The sequence below is a fragment of the Nocardia amikacinitolerans NBRC 108937 genome (genome assembly GCF_001612615.1).
Classification (GTDB): domain Bacteria; phylum Actinomycetota; class Actinomycetes; order Mycobacteriales; family Mycobacteriaceae; genus Nocardia; species Nocardia amikacinitolerans.
Genome location: NZ_BDAU01000011.1, coordinates 20,423 through 39,479 on the forward strand (window position 1 = coordinate 20,423; position 19,057 = coordinate 39,479).

Genomic DNA, 19,057 nt, shown 5'->3' on the forward strand with positions numbered 1-19,057 from the left:
AAGCGTCGATCGGCGCCTAGCATCACGAATATGATTGGGCACGAGAATAATTCGGGGTCATCTCGGCGACATCGGTTGGATCGGCGGCGGTTCCTCGCTGTCGCCGCGGCGGTGCCGGTGCTGGTGTCGATCGCCTCCTGTTCCTCGGCCGGCGTCCCGAAGCGGTCGTCCGGACCGGATCTGTCCGGGGTGGACGCTGCGGTCCGGCCACAGGACGACCTGTACCGCCATGTCAACGGGGCGTGGCTGCGGGAATTCCGGCTACCGGCGGACAAGCCCAGCTACGGGGTGTTCGACGAGCTCACCGATCGCACCGAGGAGCGGCTCCGCGAGATGCTCGAGGGCATGTCGGGAGCCGCCGCGGACACCGATGAACAGCGTCTGCACGCTGTCTACACCGCCTGTCTCGATACCGCCGCGCGGGAGCGGGCGGGGATCACCCCACTGGCGGATGTGCTCGCCGAGATCGACACCGCCGCCGGTAAACCCGAGCTCGCGAGGGTGATGGGTCGCCTCACCGCGCTCGGCGTGCCGGGGCTGATCGGAGTGCGGGTGCAGCCCGATCGCAAGGACCCGACCCGGCACCGGGTCTACCTGTCACAATCGGGCCTCGGAATGCCGGACGGTTCCTTCTATCGCGACACGCGATACGCCGATCAGCAGGCCGCATACCGCACCTACCTCGAGCGCATCGGGCGTGCCGCGGGCCTACCGGAGCCGACCGGGCTCGCCACGCGGATCTACGAGCTGGAGAACGGAATCGCCGGTGGGCATGTGGATCTCACGCTCGTCATCGAAGCCATGTCGTCGTACAACCCGTACCCGTGGAGTGGATTGCGTGAGCTGGCACCGGGATTCGACTGGGACTCGTGGCTCGCGGGTGTGACCGACCGGCCCGAGCGATTCGAGACGGTGGTGGTCGACCAGCCCGGATACCTGCCCGTTGCCGCCCGGCTGTGGGCCGAGACGGACATCGCCGTGTGGCGGGACTATCTGCGGCTGAGAGTGATCTCCCGTTACGCACCGGCGCTGTCTACCGCGTTCGCCGAGGCCCACTTCGATTGGAACGACCGGACGTTGCAGGGAACCCAGCAGCCGCCTGAGCGGTGGCGCACGGCGGTGCGGGTGGTCCGGGAGCGACTCGGGGACGCGCTCGGTCGCGCCTATGCCGCGCGCCATTTCCCGGCCGAGTCCAAGAAGCTTGCCGACGAGCTGGTCTCAGATCTCTTGCGCGCCTACCGGACTGCGCTGGGTGAGGCTTCGTGGATGTCCGAGGCGACTCGGCAGACCGCGGTGGCCAAGGTGGACAAGGTGGTTGCGATGGTCGGCGCGCCATCACGCGGCCGCGACTATACGGGGCTGGCCATTCCGGGAGGCGACTTCGTCGCCGCGTTGCGCGCCGCCGACCGCTTCGAATTCCAGTGGCAGTTACGAAAATTGGAGCGACCCGTGGATCGCGGCGAGTGGGATTTCATGACGCCCGCCGACGTGAACGCCAGCTACAGCTGGGAGCTCAACCACATCTGCCTGCCCGCGGCCATTCTGCAACCGCCGTTCTTCGACCCGGATGCCGACGCGGCGGTCAACTACGGCGGTATCGGCATGGTGATCGCCCACGAGATGGGCCACGGTTTCGACACCGGCGGCTCCAAATACGACGCGAACGGCGTTCTACGGGACTGGTGGACACCGGAGGACAAGGCCGCCTTCGAGGCCAAGGCCCAACTGGTCGTTGACCAGTACGACCCGCTGGTACCGGAAGGCATGAGCCCCGACCAGCACGTCGACGGCGCACTCACCGTCACCGAGAACCTCGCCGACCTGCGCGGACTGACAACGGCATTGGCGGCCTACCGATTGGCCGAACAGCGTCGTGGCGTGACGAATCCGGACTACCGCCCGCTCTTCCAGGCCTACGCGCGCATGTGGCGGTACTGCGCGAGCCCGGAATACCAGGCCATGATGCTCGGCCTCGACCCGCACTCACCCGCCGAATTCCGCGTCAACCAGGTGGCGCGCAACATGCCGGAGTTCTACATCGCGTTCGATGTCCAGCCCGCCGACCGCATGTATCTGGAGCCCGGCAAGCGAGTCACCATGTGAGACAAGGGATCCACATAGTGACGCAGATCTACTAGTTCTCGCACTCCTCCTCGTACGCAACCGATTTGCGAGGGGCGTTGTCGGCGTCGGTGGGCATCACCAGCGCTCGGCGTGATCGTCGTCGGTGATTCCGTTTCGTGCAGCGACTGTTCGAGCCCCGCATCGTGCGGATCCACACCGTCGTGGCCGAGGTCGTCAGCAGCCGCCGCGGCACGCCCCTCTGGGATCGATCCCCTGGGTCAGCGTTGGCGTTGGTTGCCTGTTCGTAGGCGGTGGTTGTCGGCGTGGAGTTGGGCGTTGGCGTCTTCGAGGTCGAGGATGCGGGCGATGCCTGCGAGGTTGATGCCTTGGGCGGCGAGTGTGGTGATGCGGTGTAGGCGGGTGAGGTCGTTGCCGCTGTAGCGGCGGGTGCCGCCGTCGCTGCGGGCGGGGGTGATCAGGCCGTGTCGTTCGTAGAGGCGCAGGGTTTGTATGCCGATGCCGGCCAGGTCGGCGGCTACCGATATCGCGTATACCGCGCGTGCCGGGTCCGGCTGTTGGTGTTGTTGGCGATCCAACTCTGCTCCTCGGTACTGCTGTTGCTCTAGGTTTTCTATGGTATCCCCTTGCGTGTGGCTGTTTATAGTGCTATAAGAAATCTGTACTGGATGGCATAGATTATCCGGTGTTCGACTATCGAGTTGACGGTTGGTTGGAGGTGACGATCATGCTGATGCGTACCGATCCGTTCCGGGATCTGGACCGTCTCGCGCAGCAGGTGTTCGGCACAGCGGCTCATCCCGCGGCGATGCCGATGGACGCCTGGCGTGAGGGCGATCGGTTCGTTGTCGAGTTCGATCTGCCGGGGATGGATCCCGATTCGCTGGATCTGGACGTCGAACGCAACGTGGTCACGGTGCGGGCGGTGCGTCCGGAGTTGGCGGGGGATCGGGAGATGATCGCCGCGGAACGCTCGCGTGGTGTGTTCAGCCGTCAGTTGTTCCTGGGTGAGACCCTCGATGTCGATCGCATCCGCGCCGATTACACCGATGGGGTGCTGCGGTTGACGATCCCGGTCGCCGAGGCGGCCAAGCCGCGCCGGATCGAGATCGCCCACGGCGACGGCCACAAGGTGATCGACGCCTGACCCCACCGGCTTCGACTGGGTTGTGTCGGAGGTGTATTGGTCATGATCGGCACCGATGGTTTCGGTGTTCGCGACCGGATCGATGCGCGGCTGCTGGCGCTGGATCCCGACCTCGAGCCGTTGTTCGCCGAGGTCGATGAGATCCTGTGCGAAGCCCTTGCCCCCGAGCTGGTTTCGGAGTGGGTGCGGCTTCGCACCCGAGCACCCCGCCCACCGGCCGACGTCGATTCGGGTTGGCGGACACCGAGATTGACAGGACGGGCGCCGCCGAGGGTGCGCGCGACCCAACGCGGCCCTCCGCACCGGACCGAACACACGGGTTGGTGAACAGGTGGAAGTGAGGTGATGTCATAGACATGATGCGGCCCGCGGCGGCGATGCCGTCGACCGTCCGGCAACCAGGCGCGTTCGAATACCGCGTAGCACGCGAACATTCGCGCATCGCCATTGTGGCAACGCCGGAACGCACGACACCGCCGCGCCGCGGATCAACCTCTCGCAAGTCACGTCTTCCTTCACCGGGGCGGGTCCGGAGCGATTACCCAGGGCCCGCCCCATCTGCATCCGAGTGACCAGTGCACGACGTAAGGAGGTTGGCCATGACCACGATCCCCGCCCGCGACGACGCCGACTACGCCGAGCAACGCACCCTCGTCCACGACGCCGACCGCCACACCGGCCTGGACACCCGCGCGCTGCACCCGTTGGCCGAACGCGTCCGCGCCGCCTTCGACGCCGCCGACACCACCGACCGAATCGAACAAGCCTTCATCACCCCGCTACCCGATGACGACGACTATCGCCTCGCCTGACGCCGACACCGAATCCCTCGAGTGCCGATGCGGCACCGTCGCCCTGCTCACCGGGCTCTCCCTGCTCGCCGCTCCACCGATCACCCTGCTCCCGCTGACCGTCACCGTCGGCTGCGCGATCCTCGCGTCCGTGCTGCGCGAACCACGCCCGACCGATCGACCTGGCCCAGGATGCCCGGTGAGCACCCCGGGTGCCGGCGCGTCGAGATAGCTCCCTTCGACGCTGGTTGCTGGCCGTGTGCTGACTCCGGCGAGTAGGGGACAATGGGGTATGGCCTCGCCAGCCCTGACCGTGGTGACCGGTCGTCCAGGCACCGGGAAAACGACCCTTGCCCACAGCCTCGCACGCGAGATCGGCTGCCCGGCGATCGTCCACGACGAGATCACCCAGGGCATGGTCCTGACCAACTCGCCGACCAGGACGGCGGGCGTCGGCGAAGCCTTCGAGCGCCCCGCCCTCGACGCGTTCTTCGACGTCATCGCCGCACTGGCCCGGGCGGGAGTCACCCTCGTCGCCGAAGCCGCGCTGCCGGGCAAGCTGTGGCATCCGCACCTCGAGGCACTCACCGAGTTCGCCGAGATCCGCATTCTGCGCTGCACCGCGCCGACCTCGATCGTCCACGGGCGCATCACCCAGCGCATCGCGACCAACCCCCACCGTCGCGCCCGAAGCGACGAGCTCATGGACGGGATCGATCCCGACACGGCCTCCGAAGAGGCTTTCGACCCGGCGATCGACGAGCTACCCACCCTGACCGTGGACACCACCCACGGCTATCAGCCCGGCCTCGTGGCCCTGTCGCGCTTCGCGACCCAACCCAATCCCGGCGATACGCTCGACGCCTGAGTGCCCGAAGTGGGGGCGCGCGAAGTCGAGCTCAGATACCCGACGAGCCGTCTCGTACACCGGCTGCTGGTATGTCGGCGCGTGGCACGTCGGCCCGGAAGGTGGCGACGAACTGCGGCCTCGAGCGCCCAGCCCTCTTGCGTGGTGTTACTTGGATGAGTAACTTCTTACTTGTGCGAGTAACGAGCAATACCGAACAGCTGTCCCCGGCGGCAGCGGAGCGGCGCAGGCAGATCGTGGCCGCGACGATGGAGGTGCTCGCCGAGTTCGGTTACGCGCAGACGTCGTTCGCGAAGATCGCGAAGCATGCCGGTCTGAGCAGCACCAGGCTGATCTCCTATCACTTCAGCGGCAAGGAAGACCTGATGCGCGCTGTCGTCGTCGCGGCGAAAGAGGCTGCGGTGGAATACATTCAGCCGCGGATTTCGGCCGCGTCCGGTCATCGGGCGCGGCTGGCGGCGTACATCACCGCCAACATGGAGTTCATGCGAGATCGAACGACCGTGCTGCGGGCACTGATCGAGCTGAACGGCAATGCCCGCGCGGCGATCGGCGAGCCGTTCCTCGACGACGCGGGCGTCGACTCGCCGTTGCCGCCGCTGGAGGAAGGCCTCCGTGCGGGCCGAGCAGCGGGCGAATTCGGCGATTTCGACGCCCATGTGATGGCGGTGACGCTGCGCGCGGCCATCGACACCATCGCGATCCGATATGCCGAGGGGCAGGTGAGCGATGTCGATTTCTATGCGGCGCAACTCGTTACGTTGTTCGATCGGGCGACCGCTCCGGAACCCGCACGCGATACCGAGTGACATCGGAACGTCCATGATCGTAGAACCGAAAGGGAGTCGATGAAACTGGAACCAGGACAGGTCGCGGTGGTGACCGGCGCCGCCAATGGCATCGGACGAGCCGTGGCACAGGCGCTGTGCGACCGCGGGATTCGCGTGGTGCTCGCCGACATCGATGGCGACGCCGTCGCGAAGGTCGCCGACGAGCTCGGGCCGGACCACCTCGCGGTGCCGACGGATGTCGCCGATCCGCGACAAGTTCAGCGCCTGGCCGACGTCACCGTGGAGCGCTTCGGTCGGGTCGACCTGGTGTTCAACAACGCCGGAATGGGCGCCGGTGGACCGATCTGGGAGGTCGAGCCCGACGACTGGCAGCGCGTGTGGGCGGTCAACGTGCAGGGTGTCGTCAACGGGATGCGTGCCTTCGTCCCGCATTTCATCGCGGCGGGGCGCGGTCACGTCGTCAACACCTCGTCCCTGGCGGGCGTCACGATCGGTGTGCTCAACGCCCCCTACACCGCGAGCAAGCACGCTGTCGTCTCGCTGACCGAGGCGCTGCACGGTGAGTTGGCCGTACTCGCGCCCGGGATCGGTGCCACGGTGGTGTGCCCGGGACCGGTCGACACGCAGATGCTGCGCGGTCTCACCGACGGCATCGGAGCGTTGCTCGGCGACGGCGACGTCCCCACGCAGCCCACCGAAGGTTGGTTGGGCACGCTCACCCCGGAGCAATGGGAGCGTCTCGCACCGGGATTCGGGGCCATCACCCAGCTGGCGAACGAGGCCATGCCCGCCGCGCGTGCCGCGGAGATCATCCTGTCGGCGGTCGAGGCCGACCGTCTCTACGTCACCACCCATCCGGACTGGGCGACACAGGCCAGCGATCGGGTCGCGAAGATCGTGGCCGATATGCAGGCGTCGGTGTAGTCCGGGCTTGCTACGGACGGGCGGCGTTCCTCGCTGAGGTGGTCATCTCCGCGTGTGCCTCAACCGCTCGGAGACCACCTCGGCGAGCCCGTCCGGCGTCGCAAGCCGCAGCGTCAGGTTCGGGAAAACCTCAACGCGCGCAGGCCTTTTCGATCAGACGGACCACCTCGGCGGGGTTGTCCACCTGGACAACAAGCCGTGCGTAGCGCTCGTCGGCCAGTTCGATGACCACGGCCTTGTCGGGATCGCGAACGTCCCAGAACACTCGTTCGCCGTCGATGTGGAAGGTTCCCGCCGTGACCACGCCGGGAACATGCGTGCCTGGCGCGCGGATACCTTTGCGCTCCTTGATGATTCCGGGGTCGAGGGTCGCGCCGCGGACGTTCGCCAGCGGGATCACCAGGCTGCTCTTCAATGCCCACAGCTTGTCGAGGCCTTCGATGCGGACCACCAGATCCCCGCCGTCGATGCTGATCACTGCCATGTCGTTCTCCTTCGTTCGTATTCATCGATCGGTCTGTGTTCGTCCGGTGAACTCGTCGGCGATGCGGGCCACATCGTCACCGGCGCGGGCGCGTAGCCGAAGTCCCAGCAAGGTCGCGGTCGACAATGTTCCGTCGCCAAGTGCGGCGGTGACCGCATCGAGTTCCGCGAAGGCGCCCGTCACCTCGGCGGCGACTTCCTGATCCGCCGCGCCCTGCTCGATAGCCGCCATCAGCAACAGGTCCAAACTGCCGATGCCTTCGGAAACCACTGCGGCACAGAGGATTCGCAGGGGATCGTCGGCAGCCGCGATCTCGACCAGGTTCTGCTTGCGCGCCGCTCGCAGCGCCCGCAGATACAACCCTCGCTTGCTGCCGAAGGTGCGATACAGGCTGTGGCGGTGCACGCCGAGGTGGCCGACGAGGTCGTCGATCGACACGGCGTCGAACCCTCGCCGAGCGAAAAGCTTCGCCGCCGACTCGACGACGGCTACCTCATCGAATGTTCTCGGTCGCGCCATGTCGCCACCCTATCCAGTTTGGGAACATCCAGTCAAGAACGTTTGTTCCCAAACTGGGGCGGAGATCTCTCGGGGTGCCCGAAACGCAGGGGGCTTTCCTCAGGACCGCGGTCGAGGACGCGCGCCGATCGGGCCGAATGTCGGACGTAAGATGACCGTTACCAGCCCACTCCACGAGGAGGCGGCGATGACCGAGAGCCCACGATCGATCGCCGAAAGCGACATCACGCTCCCGCCGGGTGCGGACCGGGAGCGATTCTCCGGCTACGGGGTGATGGGGATGCCCTTCGCCAGCGGCCACTATTTGGCGCTGCGGCACTTCCCCGCCAGCTCGGTCGGCGCGGGATACGACGCGGTCTGGTATCGAAACCCGGCCGGGGAATGGGTGATCTACAGCAGTGTCGCCCCGGAGGCCAGCTGCGCCCGCTATTTCAGCGCGGCACTCGTAGACGCGCGGGTCGTGGACATCTCGGTGACCTGGACGGGTCCGTCGGCGTTCACGGTCGAGGTGGGGGACGACATCGTGTGGGATCTCGAGCTCGGCCGGTCCGCGGCGACGGCGGCGATGACGAGTCTCGGCCGGATGATGCCCGCGAGCTGGCGGCAGCGGCCCGCCGTTCTCGCGCTCATGTCGCGCGTCGCCGGTCCCGCGCTAGGGGTCGGGCGGGTGCGGCTCAGCGGCACTTCGCCGAACGGGCAGTGGTTCCGGGCCGATCCGCGGATGCTGTGGCCGGTCGAGAACGGCCGCGCGCGCATCGTCGGAATCGATATCGGCCCGCCGGGGCCGCTGGCGGAGCAGGCGAAGCTGGGTGATTTCTGGTTGCCGCAACGCGGCATGTTCGCCGTCGGCGAGACGTATTTCGAGCCGTACGACGCGACGCGGCATCAGGCGGCGCGCCCCGGCGCATGACGGCGGCGCCGGGCCCTCACCATCCGCCGTCGAACAACGCCGCGAGCGCCGGTCCCGGATCCGCCGCGGTGGTCGTATTCGCGACGACGACAAGGATCGCGGCCAGCGACGACAACGTCGCGAGGACACCGAACGACCCGTGCACACGCCTCGCTCGCGCGTCCGTCGTTCTCGCGAATCGCTTCCATGCCACCACATTCAGGCCGAGCAGAACGATCGCCACGACCGCGGCGATCACGACCATCGCCACGTGATAGTGCGCGAAGTCGCTGATCATCATTGCCAGAGGGGGAGTTTCGCCACCCGCACTCGAGGATTCGGCCAGTCGCTGCCGGACCTGATCGAGCGTCTCGGCGAGTTCACCGTCCGTGTCGCCGCCCGTCAACATCGGCAACAGCGAGGCATAGGGCGCGAGCGCGCCCTGCACATTGGCCATCACCGCCAGCAACGAGAACACCGCGAGCGCCGTGACGATCACCGCGGCCGACGCGAAGGCGGTATTCCCCGCACCCGAACCGCGGGCCCGGAGGAACACCCGCCACAGCAGAACGCCGAGCCAGACGAGCACGATCAGCAAAAGCGCGGCGAGCACTCCCTTGACCACGTGGTACCGAAACCAGTAATCCACAACGCTTTCCAAGGCCGGGGAAAACTCCCGATCGCCGGAACGCCAGTACTCGACGAACGCCACGCGGAAGGCATCGCGGACAGCGCGCTCGTCTTCGAAACTCCCCGCCAGCATGCGCGGAGCGACGACGAACCCGGCCGCGAGGAGCACGGCGAGAGCGCCGAGCACACCGAGTGCGCGACCGGATCGCGACTGGGTCGACGGTGTGGACAAGTAGGTCCCTTCGGCTCGAGCAAACAGGAATCCCAGGCCGACCCCGAAAGGTCGGCCTGGGATTCACCACGACAACTCAGCGGAGGTCGAAGCGATCGTTCTCGACCACCTTGACCCACGCCGCGACGAAGTCGTTCACGAACTTCGCCTGGGAGTCCTGCTGCGCGTACACCTCGGCGATCGCACGCAGCACCGAATGCGACCCGAAGATCAGGTCGTTGGCGGTCGCGGTCCACTTGGACTCACCGGTGCGCCGGTCGGAGCCTTCGTACACGTTCTCCGCCGACTCGGACGCCTTCCACTCCGTGCCCTGGTCGAGGAGGTTGACGAAGAAGTCGTTCGTCAACGTGCCGGGCCGGTCGGTGAAGACGCCGTGCTCGGTGCCGTTGTAGTTGGCGCCGAGGGCGCGCATGCCGCCGATCAGCACGGTCAGCTCCGGAGCCGTCAGATCGAGCATGTACGCCCGGTCGACCAGCAGGCGCTCCAGCGGAGCCTTCTCACCGGTCCGCACATAGTTGCGGAATCCGTCGGCCCGCGGTTCGAGCACCGCGAACGACTCCACGTCGGTGTTCTCCTGCGTCGCGTCGGTGCGTCCCGGTGAGAAGGGCACCGTGACCTCGTGGCCCGCGTCCTTGGCCGCCTTCTCCACCGCCGCGGACCCGGCGAGGATGATCAAGTCGGCCAGCGAGACCTTCTTGCCGCCGGAGGCCGAGCTGTTGAAGCGCTGCTGGATCTGCTCGAGCACGGGCAGCACCTTTGCCAGCTCGGCCGGTTCGTTGACCTCCCAGTTCTTCTGGGGCTCCAACCGAATCCGGGCGCCGTTGGCGCCGCCGCGCTTGTCGGTGCTGCGGAAGCTCGCGGCCGACGCCCACGCGGTCTTGACCAGCTGGGAGACCGAAAGGCCGGACTCGAGCACCTCGCTCTTGAGGGCCGCGATGTCCTGCTCGTCGATCAGCTCGTGGTCGACGTCGGGCACCGGGTCCTGCCACAGCTGCGGTTCGGCGACCCACGGACCGAGGTAGCGGCTGATCGGTCCCATGTCGCGGTGCAGCAGCTTGTACCAGGCCTTGGCGAACGCCTCGGCGAGTTCCTCGGGGTGCTCCAACCAGCGACTGGTGATCTCGCGGTAGATCGGGTCTTCGCGCAGCGACAGGTCCGTGGTCAGCATGGTCGGGGTCCGCGCGGGGCCGCCGAACGGATCCGGGATCGCGCCTTCGCCCGCGCCGTCCTTCGGCTTCCACTGCCACGCACCGGCGGGGCTCTTGGTGAGCTCCCACTCGTAGCCGTACAGGTTCTGCAGGAAGCCGTTGCCCCACTTGGTCGGGGTGGCGGTCCAGACGACCTCCAAGCCGCTGGTGATGGCGTCCTTGCCCTTGCCGGTGCCGTAGGCGCTCTTCCAGCCGAGGCCCTGCTGCTCGATCGGAGCGGCTTCGGGTTCGGCGCCGACCAGGCCCGCGTCGCCCGCGCCGTGGGTCTTGCCGAAGCTGTGCCCGCCGACGATCAGCGCGGCGGTCTCCTCGTCGTTCATCGCCATGCGGCCGAACGTCTCGCGGATGTCGCGCGCGGCGGCCACCGGGTCGGGCCTGCCGTTGGGGCCTTCCGGGTTCACGTAGATCAGGCCCATCTGGACCGCGCCGAACGGGCTCGCCAGCTCGCGGTCGCCGCTGTAGCGCTCGTCACCGAGCCAGGTGTCCTCCGGGCCCCAGAAGACCTCTTCCGGCTCCCAGATGTCGGGACGGCCGAAGCCGAAGCCGAAGGTCTGGAAACCCATCGACTCGAGCGCCACGTTGCCTGCGAACACCAGCAGGTCGGCCCACGAGATCTTGTTGCCGTACTTCTGTTTCACCGGCCACAGCAGCCGGCGAGCCTTGTCGAGGTTGGCGTTGTCCGGCCAGCTGTTGAGCGGCGCGAAGCGCTGGGCGCCCTGCCCGCCGCCGCCGCGTCCGTCGGCGATGCGGTAGGTGCCCGCCGCGTGCCAGCTCATCCGGATGAACAGGCCACCGTAGTTGCCGTAATCGGCGGGCCACCAGTCCTGCGAATCGGTCAGGACCGCGGCGACATCGGCCTTGAGGGCGTCGACGTCGAGTTTCTTGAACTCTTCCGCGTAGTCGAAGTCCTCGCCGAGCGGGTTGGACTTGGACGAGTGGGCGTGCAGCACCGAGACATCGATCTGCTCCGGCCACCAGTCTTTGTTGGAGCGTGGGCGATGTTCGGTCTTCTGCGTGGGGGAGGGGATCGCCGGGTTCTCGGTCTCGCTCGTGCTTCGAGTTCCGGTGTCCGGAGCGGGTGGACGACTATCTGATGTCACGACATTCCTTCCTGAATGAGGTGCGGGCTGCGATCAGGGACGTTGAGATGCGGCGCAGTCGGGACACAGACCCCAGTAGATGACCTCGGCCTCGTCGATGGCGAAGCCGTGATCCTCGGATGCGGTCAGACAAGGGGCATGGCCGATCGCGCAGTCGACATCGGCGATCGACCCGCACGCCCGGCACACGACGTGGTGGTGGTTGTCGCCGACCCGCGACTCGTAACGAGCCACGGAGCCGGACGGCTGGATGCATCGGATGAGGCCCGCCGCGGTGAGCGTGCGCAGCGAGTCGTACACCGCCTGGTGCGACACCGCCGACAGGCGCGACCGCACGGCGCGGATGATCGAATCCGTGTCGGCGTGCGGGTGATCGTGCACCGCGCCCAGCACCGCGACTCGCGGAGCGGTCACGCGGAGCGAAGCTCCCTGCAGCATCTGCTGGAATTCCTCGGCAGTGTGCACGGACGAAAGTCTTGTCCCTTTTCTGGAACGAGTCAAGCATTTGTCTGGCGGGAGGTCCGTCCCCCGACGTCGCCGTGCGGAGGACGGACCGCTTCCCCGACGGCCGCGAAACGCCGCCACGTTCGCGGGCCGACTCGACCCTAGCCGCCGACCTCGGAATCGGCGTGCATCGACACCGCGCGGGTCGAAATTCGTCGAACCCGTTGGGCCCCTGCTCTCTGTCGGTGGCAGTCGTCGCCGCGCGTGTGACAAGATCGCCCGGTTCGTCGAGCTGTGCGCAGGAGGCTTTCGCTTGGATCTACGCTTGGGACCCAACAGATCTCATCGGATCCGGCGTGCCGTGCTCGCGCTCGCGGTCGGGGTCGGGGTCGGGGTCGGAGTGCTCGGTGTGCCCGTGTCGGCGTCCGCGGAGGACGTCGCCGACTCCTACGTCGACCGCCTGTCCGAGGCGGCGGACACCCCGGCGCTGAGGTGGTCCGACTGCCAGGACGGCTTCCAGTGCGCGTCCGCGAAGGTGCCGCTGGACTACAACCAGCCGCACGGAGAGCAGATCGAGTTGGCGGTGATCAAGCTGCCCGCCGCCGATCCGAGTCGGCGCATCGGCACCCTGTTCGTCAACTTCGGCGGCCCCGGCCCGTCCGGGGTGAACCGCCTGCGGGAACGGGCGCGGTGGCCGTGGTTGTTCTCCGATGAGCTGCGCGCGCGGTTCGAGGTGGTCTCCTGGGACAGCCGAGCGGTGGCCCGCAGTGCGGCGGCCCGCTGTTTCCCGACGGTGGACGAACAAACGGCCTTCCTCGGCGCCATGCCCGAGATGCCAACGGTCCCTGGCGAAGAGGCGCCGTTCTACGACTGGTCCAAGGAGTTCGCCGACCGCTGCGAGCGGCACGCGGGCCCGATACTGAACCACGCCTCGACCGCCAACACCGCGCGGGATCTGGACCTGTTGCGCCGCGCCGTCGGCGATCCGAAGCTGACCTACCACGGCATCTCCTACGGCACCCAGCTCGGCGCGATCTACGCGAACATGTATCCCAGCCGGGTGCGGGCGATGGTCTTCGACGGATCGATGGACTTCGAGGGCAACGTCAACGGTCATGGCGGGCAAGGCACGACGGTTCCGCTGGACACTCGGCAGGGCGTGGCCGACGCGATCGCCGCCACCTTCGACGCCTTCCTGCGGCAGTGTTCGGCGGCCGGTCCGCGGTGCGCGTTCTCCTCCGGCGATCCGAGACTCAAATGGACGGTGCTCGCGGAGCGGGCTCGCCTTGCGCCCATCAGGCTCGACGGCCAGACCTGGACATACGCGGCGGTCCTCAATGCCGCGGCCGGTCTTTCGCAGCCGTCCACCTATCCGGACCTCGCCGCGCTGTTGCAGAAGTTGTTCGACGCGGGCACCACCGTCCCTGGCGTGCTTCCGGTCGCGCGCGGCGAGTCCTACCTGGGCAACCGCACCGAGGCGTACCACGCGATCCAGTGCGCCGACAGCGTCGTGCCGACCGACACCGGCGTCTACAGTCGCGCGGCGATATCGGAAGATCTGCGGGTGCCGCACTTCGGTCGGATCGCCGTCTTCGGCAACACCACGTGCGCGTTCTGGCAAGGCCACGACGCCGACCGGTACACCGGACCGTGGAACCGCCGCACCGCCGCGCCGATCCTGGTGCTCAACAGCAGATTCGACCCCGCGACGTCGTTGTCCGGCGCTTACGCGGGCGCCGCCCAACTCGCCGAGGCCCGGGTGGTGGTGATCGAAGGCGCCGGGCACAGCAGCATGTTCGTGGCGAGCACCTGTGCCGAGCGAACCAAGCGGGAGTACCTGTTCACCGGCGAACTCCCACCGGAAGGCACCGTCTGCGCCGTCGACGAGTCGCCCTTCGACTGATCGCTGTGGGTGTGACCGGCGCGCCGTTCGCCGTGGGCGGCGGTGCTCTCGCGGGCAGGTCGAGTGCGCGGTCTAGTCGGGTAGGCCGACCGTTTGATCGCAGCTTTCCGGCGGGTCGACCAGTTCGCATTCGGCAGGGGGACGAGTGGGCCGGTAGCCGGTCGGGACGCCGCCGGATCGGATGATCGTGCGGTAGGTGTCGACGGCGTCCGTCGGTCGGCGGGCGAGCGTGGGATCGGTGCGAACGTCGACGGTGTAGAGGCCGAAACGCGGTGTGTAGGAACCCCATTCGTAGTTGTCGGTGAGGCTCCAGTAGTTGTAGCCGATCAGGTCGATACCGTCGGCCTTGGCGCGCTGCAACCAGTAGACGGTATCGCGGAGGTGTTCGGAGCGGGTGTAACCGTCGGCGCGCGGGCCGCCGTTCTCGGTGGGCATGCCGTTCTCCACGACGTACAGCGGGCGGTCCGGGAACAGGCGCGCGTAGTGCCGCAGCGCGTAGTAGATGCCCTCGGTGCGAATCGGCAACTCCCAGATGGCCGGACCCTGGTTCGATCCACCCTGTACCGACTGACCGGACTCCGGCAGCACCGCGAAATAGTAGTCGACGCCGATGAAGTCGAGCTTGTCGGCGATGCGGTCGACCATCGGCTGGTTGACCTCGGTCTCGGCGCCCGCCACGTAGCCGAGGTTGCTGGTGACCTGCGCGTCGGGCGCGGCGTGGTGGATGATGTCGTAGATCGTGTTGTGGGCCTGCGCCATTCGGTCCAGCATCGCGGGCGCTTCGTCGACGGTGATGGCGCCGATCCGCAGTTCGGTGCCGACATAGGCGGCGGGCTCGTTGAACGTGACCCACAGCGGGTTGCGAGAGGCGTAGCGGTCCACCACCTTTCGCATATTGGCCAGCCAGTCCTCGACGATCCCTGGATTGCGCCAGCCGCCGCGATCGCTCACCCAGCCCGGGTAGACCCAGTGGTCCAAAGTCAGCATCGGTCGCATACCGGCCGCGACGATCCGGTCGATCACATCGTCGTAGAACCGGAATGCCGACGCGTCCCACACTCCCGGCTCCGGCTGGAGCCGGGCCCATTCGATGCCGATCCGGTACACCTGAACGCCGAGCCGGGCGGCCAGATCTATATCGGAGGGATGGCGGTTCAGGAAGTCGACCGAATTCTGGTACTCGTCTCCGGCCTCGCCCGAGTCGATGTATCGGGTCCAATTGCTGTCCGGCGCATGTCCTTCGGACTGGAAGCCGGATGACGCGACTCCCCAGAGGAACTCGTCGCCGAACGGCGCGACGGTCGCGTGCGCCGAGGGAGTCGCCCCCGGCGCGAGCACCGCGGTCGCGATCATGGCGAGGGTGACGAGGGCGTATCCGCACTTCCGTGTTCGCATGGAGCTCCTGTCCCCGTCCGGAACTACTCGGTCGTGCCGATGATCCGTCACTGTAGCTGTCGGATAGCTAGCCCGTCAGCGTAGCTGTCGGATTGCTGGATTTACGGGCGCCGCGCCGTGTCGCCCGCCTGATCGCGGTACCGGGCCGATCACAACAATCCGAAAATGGCAATCACACGACGCTATCGAGATCGACTCGGTTGCCTACCGGTCGTGCCCGATTTGCCACGTTGGGGGAGAGAGCCGCTTCAGAATGATCAAAAACACCTTCGGGTCAGCTCGGACTTTCGTGTCGCCCATGCGCGCCCCCTCGCCCCGCGGACGGCACGTCCCAACTACCGGGTGAGGGAAAGGCAGGTCTGATTCATGAAGTCCCAGAGACGACTTCGGCCCGTGGCGCGGATCGCGCTGCTGATCGGCGCGGCGGTCACCGGACTCGCCGTCGCCGCCCCGGCGCAGGGTGAACCGCTGTGGCCCGGTGGACCCGACATCCCGGGCGTGCCCCCGTTGGTCCTGCCCCCGCTGGTTCCGCCCGCGCCGGTGGTGGCGCCGTGCACGGCCGAGGCGGCGCGCGGGTGTATGCGGTTGTCGACGAACGAGGCGTGGCTGATGGACAACGGCAGGGTCGTCTACGGCCCGACCCCGATCTCGCACGGCAGACCCGGCTTCCGGACCCGCGTCGGCGTCTTCGACGTCGACTTCAAGCGCGAGGACCATTGGAGCACCATGCACCACGTCTGGATGAAGTACGCGGTGTTCTTCGACGGCGACATCGCCACCCACATCGGCCCGATCGAAGAGGAGTCGCACGGGTGCATCCGCATGACACCCGACGGCGCGCGCGAATTCTTCGACTACCTCTCACCCGGTGACATCATCGAGGTCGTGCCGTAACGACGCCTCAGGCCCTCGCACAGATCCTGGAACTGTGCGCGAATCAACCACTACGGCAGCCGATTCGACACCGGTGATCCGCTCAGCGCGTGGTTGCCCGCCGCAGCGACGCGTCGAGTTCTCGCATGAGCTCGCCCGCGCGCCCGCCGCCACCGGGGGCATTCGGGTAACGCGCGAGCACGGCCACCACGACGTGATTCGCCAAACCCGCTGTCTTCTCGATGTATTCGGCGGCCACGCTCTGGTTCTCATCGGCGTCGAGCTCGAACGCCCGGGCGGCGTCGGCGGCCGATCCAAGGATGTGCTCGACCTGTGTCGCCTTGGCCAGTGGGTGCAGATACGCGGCTGCCGCCGCGTGTCCGGCGGCGCGGGCCGCGTGGACCGCCGCCGCCCGTCCGCTCTCGCCGGCCGCCTTCGCCGCCGCGTGCGCGGCCAACGCGGTCACCCGTAGCGCCTTCGTCCGCTTGCCCCCGGCGGCGAACCTGCGCGCCTCCTCGAGCGCGGCCCGTGGACGCGGATCATCCGGGCAGTCACGCTCGAAGATCGCGACAACGGGCTCCGCGCAGACCACGGCATAGCCCGTGACCTCGCGCAGTTCGGCCGTGGTGAGTTCGATCGTCAGGTTCTCGCCGGTCATTCCCGCAACGCTATCGTTGAACAATCGGTTGAAACTTGTCCTCGAAGTTCAGCTGTCGCGGGGACGTAGGGCGTCGGGCTTGTGTACCGCGTCGCGGTCGGACTTCTCGCTGCGCACCCGGTACTGCGGATCGTCCTCGGACGCCCGGACCGTGCGCCCCGCCGCCTCGGTGTCGGAAGTGATCTTTTCCTCCACCGTGCCCTCGGCGGTGCTGCCGTGGCTGTTCCATTCGACCTTCTCGCCCTTGCGGAATTCGCGCTCACTCATCGGTCTGCCTTTCGCTCGATCGCGTGTGCCTGCGCACCGAGTCGACGCTGTGCGACGGCTGGTGGTCAGTTCGTCGGCGGCATCAGCACCTTGTCGATCAGGTACACCGTCGCGTTCGAGGTCTGAACCCCGCCGCAGAGCACCTCGGCGTCGGCGACCTGGATGTCGTCGCCGGATCGTGTCACGGTGACTTCGGCGCCCTGCACCGTCTTGTGGGTTCCCGCGACCTGGTCCGCGGCGAGCCGACCGGGCACAGCGTGGTAGGTCAGCACGGTCGTCAGCGCCTGCGCGTCGGTCTTCAACGATTCGATCGCCGCCGGATCCACCGCGGCGAACGCGTCGTCGACGGGGGCGAAGAGGGTGAACTCGCCGGAGTTGAGGGTGTCGACCAAATTGACCTGCGGGTTCAACTGCCCGGATACGGCGGCCGTCAGCGTGGTCAGCAACGGATTGTTCGACGCCGCCACCGCGGCCGGTTCTTGCGCCATGCCCTCGATGGATCCGGGCCCGGTCGGGACTTGCTCGGCGTACGCCGCACACCCCGGCCCGACCAATCCGGCGGCCGGGTCGCCGCTGGGCGCCGTTGTTCCCGGTGGTGCCGTCGTCTGCATGGCGGTGGTGGTCTGCTGCGCGGTCGGCGCCGAGTCCGTGTCGTCATCGGTGCAGGCCGCCGCGGCAGCGAAGGTCAGCAGGATTGTCGCCAATACGGCTTTCGTGTTGTTCATGTCGTTCACCACTTGTCTCGGGCGGCTGGTCGCCGCGATCGCCGTCGATTCGTTCCCCTCGTGTCCATCGCTTTTCTTTCAGACCAACCGTACCACTAAACGATGCACTAACGATGCATAATGAAGAAGGCGGTTCCTGTCAGCGAGGAGGGTTGGTGACTCCCAACGGTGCGATGCCCGGATTCGACCCGGCCGCGTCCGCGTCGTCCCCGACCGGCCGCGGGTTCCGAGCCCGAACGCAGGGTGGACGGCACGAGCTCGTGCCCGCGGGCCCCGCTCCCGAGGTGCACGGGTACTCGGTCCGCGCGGTAGCCGACCGCCTCGGCATCCCGACCGCGACGCTGCGTAGCTGGAACCGCCGCTACGACATCGGCCCCGGCGGCCACGAGCCCGGAAAACATCGGCGCTACAGCGAATCCGATATCGCTGCACTGCAGCGGATGCTCGCGCTGGTCCGCGCGGGCGTGAGTCCGGCAGGCGCGGCGGCCGTGGTGGCCGGGCGGCGGCGAATCACGGCCGTGCGCGGGGATTGGCAGCCGCTGTCGACCGCAGCGTTCGCGCTCGACACCGAGGCGGTGTCGACGCTGCTCACCGCGCATCTGCTCGCGTACGGTGTGGTCGACACCTGGAACCTGTTGTGCCGCCCCGTCTTCGCTGCGATCGTCGCTCGGCAGCTCGCGGGCGAGGGCTGCGTCGACGTCGAACACCTGCTGTCGTGGTCGATCACCGCGGTCCTGCACAGCTATGTCCCACCCACCGCGCCGACGAAGGCCCAGGCCGCGGTGCTGGCATGCACGGGCGGTGAGACCCATGTACTCCCGCTGGAGACCCTGCGCGCCGCGCTCGCCGAGCGCGGCGTCCGCGCCTGGATGCTCGGCGCCGATGTGCCCACCGCGGCCCTCTCCGACGCCCTCGCGCGCACCGAGTGCCGCCCCGACGTGGTGCTCTGGTCGCAGCACGAGTCCACGGCGCTGACATCGGCGGTACGCGCCTGCGCGGCGGCGGGCGCCCGAGTGTTCGTCGGCGGACCGGGCTGGGACTCGGTCGTCCTTCCGGCCGAGGCGACTCCGGTGACCACGCTGGCCGACGCCGCCGATCGGATAGCCGGTCCTCGTGACCGACCATAA

22 protein-coding genes are annotated in these 19,057 nt (G+C 67.7%); 12 read left to right on the plus strand and 10 right to left on the minus strand.

Annotated elements, in window-relative coordinates; translation table 11 throughout:
- Nucleotides 1–75: 75 nt before the first annotated feature.
- Entirely contained in the window at nt 76–2,103 is a 2,028-nt protein-coding gene (locus NAM01S_RS10370; protein ID WP_169810833.1) for a M13 family metallopeptidase, read from the plus strand.
- A 239-nt stretch (nt 2,104–2,342) separates the two neighbouring features.
- On the opposite strand, the gene NAM01S_RS10380 is transcribed toward NAM01S_RS10370, so the two are convergent.
- On the minus strand, nt 2,343–2,660 hold the full coding sequence (locus NAM01S_RS10380) for a MerR family transcriptional regulator (RefSeq protein WP_067783085.1): 318 nt from the start codon (nt 2,658–2,660) through the stop codon (nt 2,343–2,345).
- A 149-nt stretch (nt 2,661–2,809) separates the two neighbouring features.
- On the opposite strand from NAM01S_RS10380, the gene NAM01S_RS10385 reads away from it, so the two are divergent.
- The 7 genes from NAM01S_RS10385 to NAM01S_RS10415 all read left to right on the plus strand — a co-directional run bounded on the left by NAM01S_RS10385 (nt 2,810) and on the right by NAM01S_RS10415 (nt 6,603).
- Nucleotides 2,810–3,229 carry an Hsp20/alpha crystallin family protein gene (locus NAM01S_RS10385; RefSeq protein WP_067783880.1) on the plus strand — a complete coding sequence of 140 codons (420 nt, stop codon included), beginning with the start codon at nt 2,810–2,812 and terminating at the stop codon, nt 3,227–3,229.
- A gap of 42 nt (nt 3,230–3,271) precedes the next feature.
- Nucleotides 3,272–3,556, plus strand: coding sequence for a hypothetical protein (locus NAM01S_RS10390; protein WP_067783088.1), 285 nt, complete (start codon nt 3,272–3,274; stop codon nt 3,554–3,556).
- 272 nt (nt 3,557–3,828) lie between these two features.
- A complete protein-coding gene (locus NAM01S_RS10395; RefSeq protein ID WP_067783091.1) occupies nt 3,829–4,041 on the plus strand; it encodes an Rv3202a family protein in 213 nt (70 codons plus the stop codon).
- Entirely contained in the window at nt 4,016–4,252 is a 237-nt protein-coding gene (locus NAM01S_RS10400; protein ID WP_067783092.1) for a hypothetical protein, read from the plus strand. Before NAM01S_RS10395 ends, NAM01S_RS10400 begins: the two co-directional genes overlap by 26 nt.
- 60 nt (nt 4,253–4,312) lie before the next feature.
- A complete protein-coding gene (locus NAM01S_RS10405) occupies nt 4,313–4,888 on the plus strand; it encodes a P-loop nucleotide/nucleoside kinase family protein (protein ID WP_067783093.1) in 576 nt (191 codons plus the stop codon).
- Nucleotides 4,889–5,043: 155 nt separating this feature from the next.
- Nucleotides 5,044–5,697 (plus strand): TetR/AcrR family transcriptional regulator, encoded by a 654-nt coding sequence (locus NAM01S_RS10410; RefSeq protein WP_067783095.1) that lies wholly within the window; start codon nt 5,044–5,046, stop codon nt 5,695–5,697.
- Nucleotides 5,698–5,736: 39 nt separating this feature from the next.
- Nucleotides 5,737–6,603, plus strand: coding sequence for an SDR family oxidoreductase (locus NAM01S_RS10415; protein WP_067783096.1), 867 nt, complete (start codon nt 5,737–5,739; stop codon nt 6,601–6,603).
- Nucleotides 6,604–6,733: 130 nt separating this feature from the next.
- Here the strand turns inward: NAM01S_RS10415 and NAM01S_RS10420 are convergent, their stop codons facing one another.
- Together NAM01S_RS10420 and NAM01S_RS10425 are read right to left on the minus strand one after the other, a co-directional pair.
- A complete protein-coding gene (locus tag NAM01S_RS10420; RefSeq protein ID WP_067783099.1) occupies nt 6,734–7,087 on the minus strand; it encodes a hypothetical protein in 354 nt (117 codons plus the stop codon).
- Between the two features lie 21 nt (nt 7,088–7,108).
- Entirely contained in the window at nt 7,109–7,606 is a 498-nt protein-coding gene (locus NAM01S_RS10425) for a TetR/AcrR family transcriptional regulator (RefSeq protein WP_067783102.1), read from the minus strand.
- Between the two features lie 187 nt (nt 7,607–7,793).
- Between NAM01S_RS10425 and NAM01S_RS10430 the strand changes: the two genes are divergently transcribed.
- Entirely contained in the window at nt 7,794–8,516 is a 723-nt protein-coding gene (locus NAM01S_RS10430) for a hypothetical protein (RefSeq protein WP_067783882.1), read from the plus strand.
- A gap of 16 nt (nt 8,517–8,532) precedes the next feature.
- On the opposite strand, the gene NAM01S_RS10435 is transcribed toward NAM01S_RS10430, so the two are convergent.
- The 3 genes from NAM01S_RS10435 to NAM01S_RS10445 all read right to left on the minus strand — a co-directional run bounded on the left by NAM01S_RS10435 (nt 8,533) and on the right by NAM01S_RS10445 (nt 12,103).
- Complete coding sequence (locus NAM01S_RS10435) at nt 8,533–9,357, minus strand: hypothetical protein (protein WP_067783105.1); 825 nt, start codon at nt 9,355–9,357, stop codon at nt 8,533–8,535.
- A 76-nt stretch (nt 9,358–9,433) separates the two neighbouring features.
- The gene (katG, locus tag NAM01S_RS10440; RefSeq protein WP_067783107.1) at nt 9,434–11,665 is read right to left on the minus strand and encodes a catalase/peroxidase HPI; all 2,232 of its coding nucleotides are present in this window, start codon (nt 11,663–11,665) and stop codon (nt 9,434–9,436) included.
- A gap of 33 nt (nt 11,666–11,698) precedes the next feature.
- Entirely contained in the window at nt 11,699–12,103 is a 405-nt protein-coding gene (locus NAM01S_RS10445) for a Fur family transcriptional regulator (RefSeq protein ID WP_174554798.1), read from the minus strand.
- A gap of 421 nt (nt 12,104–12,524) precedes the next feature.
- Between NAM01S_RS10445 and NAM01S_RS10450 the strand changes: the two genes are divergently transcribed.
- Nucleotides 12,525–14,012 carry an alpha/beta hydrolase gene (locus NAM01S_RS10450; protein ID WP_253798807.1) on the plus strand — a complete coding sequence of 496 codons (1,488 nt, stop codon included), beginning with the start codon at nt 12,525–12,527 and terminating at the stop codon, nt 14,010–14,012.
- A 72-nt stretch (nt 14,013–14,084) separates the two neighbouring features.
- Here NAM01S_RS10450 and NAM01S_RS10455 read toward each other — a convergent pair whose 3' ends face one another.
- Nucleotides 14,085–15,407: a family 1 glycosylhydrolase gene (locus tag NAM01S_RS10455; protein ID WP_067783110.1), complete on the minus strand. Its 1,323-nt coding sequence runs from the start codon at nt 15,405–15,407 to the stop codon at nt 14,085–14,087.
- Nucleotides 15,408–15,773: 366 nt separating this feature from the next.
- Between NAM01S_RS10455 and NAM01S_RS10460 the strand changes: the two genes are divergently transcribed.
- On the plus strand, nt 15,774–16,301 hold the full coding sequence (locus NAM01S_RS10460; protein ID WP_084482780.1) for a L,D-transpeptidase: 528 nt from the start codon (nt 15,774–15,776) through the stop codon (nt 16,299–16,301).
- Nucleotides 16,302–16,383: 82 nt separating this feature from the next.
- Here the strand turns inward: NAM01S_RS10460 and NAM01S_RS10465 are convergent, their stop codons facing one another.
- The 3 genes from NAM01S_RS10465 to NAM01S_RS10475 all read right to left on the minus strand — a co-directional run bounded on the left by NAM01S_RS10465 (nt 16,384) and on the right by NAM01S_RS10475 (nt 17,930).
- Entirely contained in the window at nt 16,384–16,938 is a 555-nt protein-coding gene (locus tag NAM01S_RS10465) for a putative immunity protein (protein WP_067783112.1), read from the minus strand.
- A 48-nt stretch (nt 16,939–16,986) separates the two neighbouring features.
- A complete protein-coding gene (locus tag NAM01S_RS10470; protein WP_067783118.1) occupies nt 16,987–17,205 on the minus strand; it encodes a hypervirulence associated TUDOR domain-containing protein in 219 nt (72 codons plus the stop codon).
- Between the two features lie 65 nt (nt 17,206–17,270).
- The gene (locus tag NAM01S_RS10475; protein WP_067783889.1) at nt 17,271–17,930 is read right to left on the minus strand and encodes a fasciclin domain-containing protein; all 660 of its coding nucleotides are present in this window, start codon (nt 17,928–17,930) and stop codon (nt 17,271–17,273) included.
- 155 nt (nt 17,931–18,085) lie between these two features.
- Here NAM01S_RS10475 and NAM01S_RS10480 point away from each other — a divergent pair, with 155 nt between their 5' ends.
- Nucleotides 18,086–19,057 (plus strand): MerR family transcriptional regulator, encoded by a 972-nt coding sequence (locus NAM01S_RS10480; RefSeq protein ID WP_253798805.1) that lies wholly within the window; start codon nt 18,086–18,088, stop codon nt 19,055–19,057.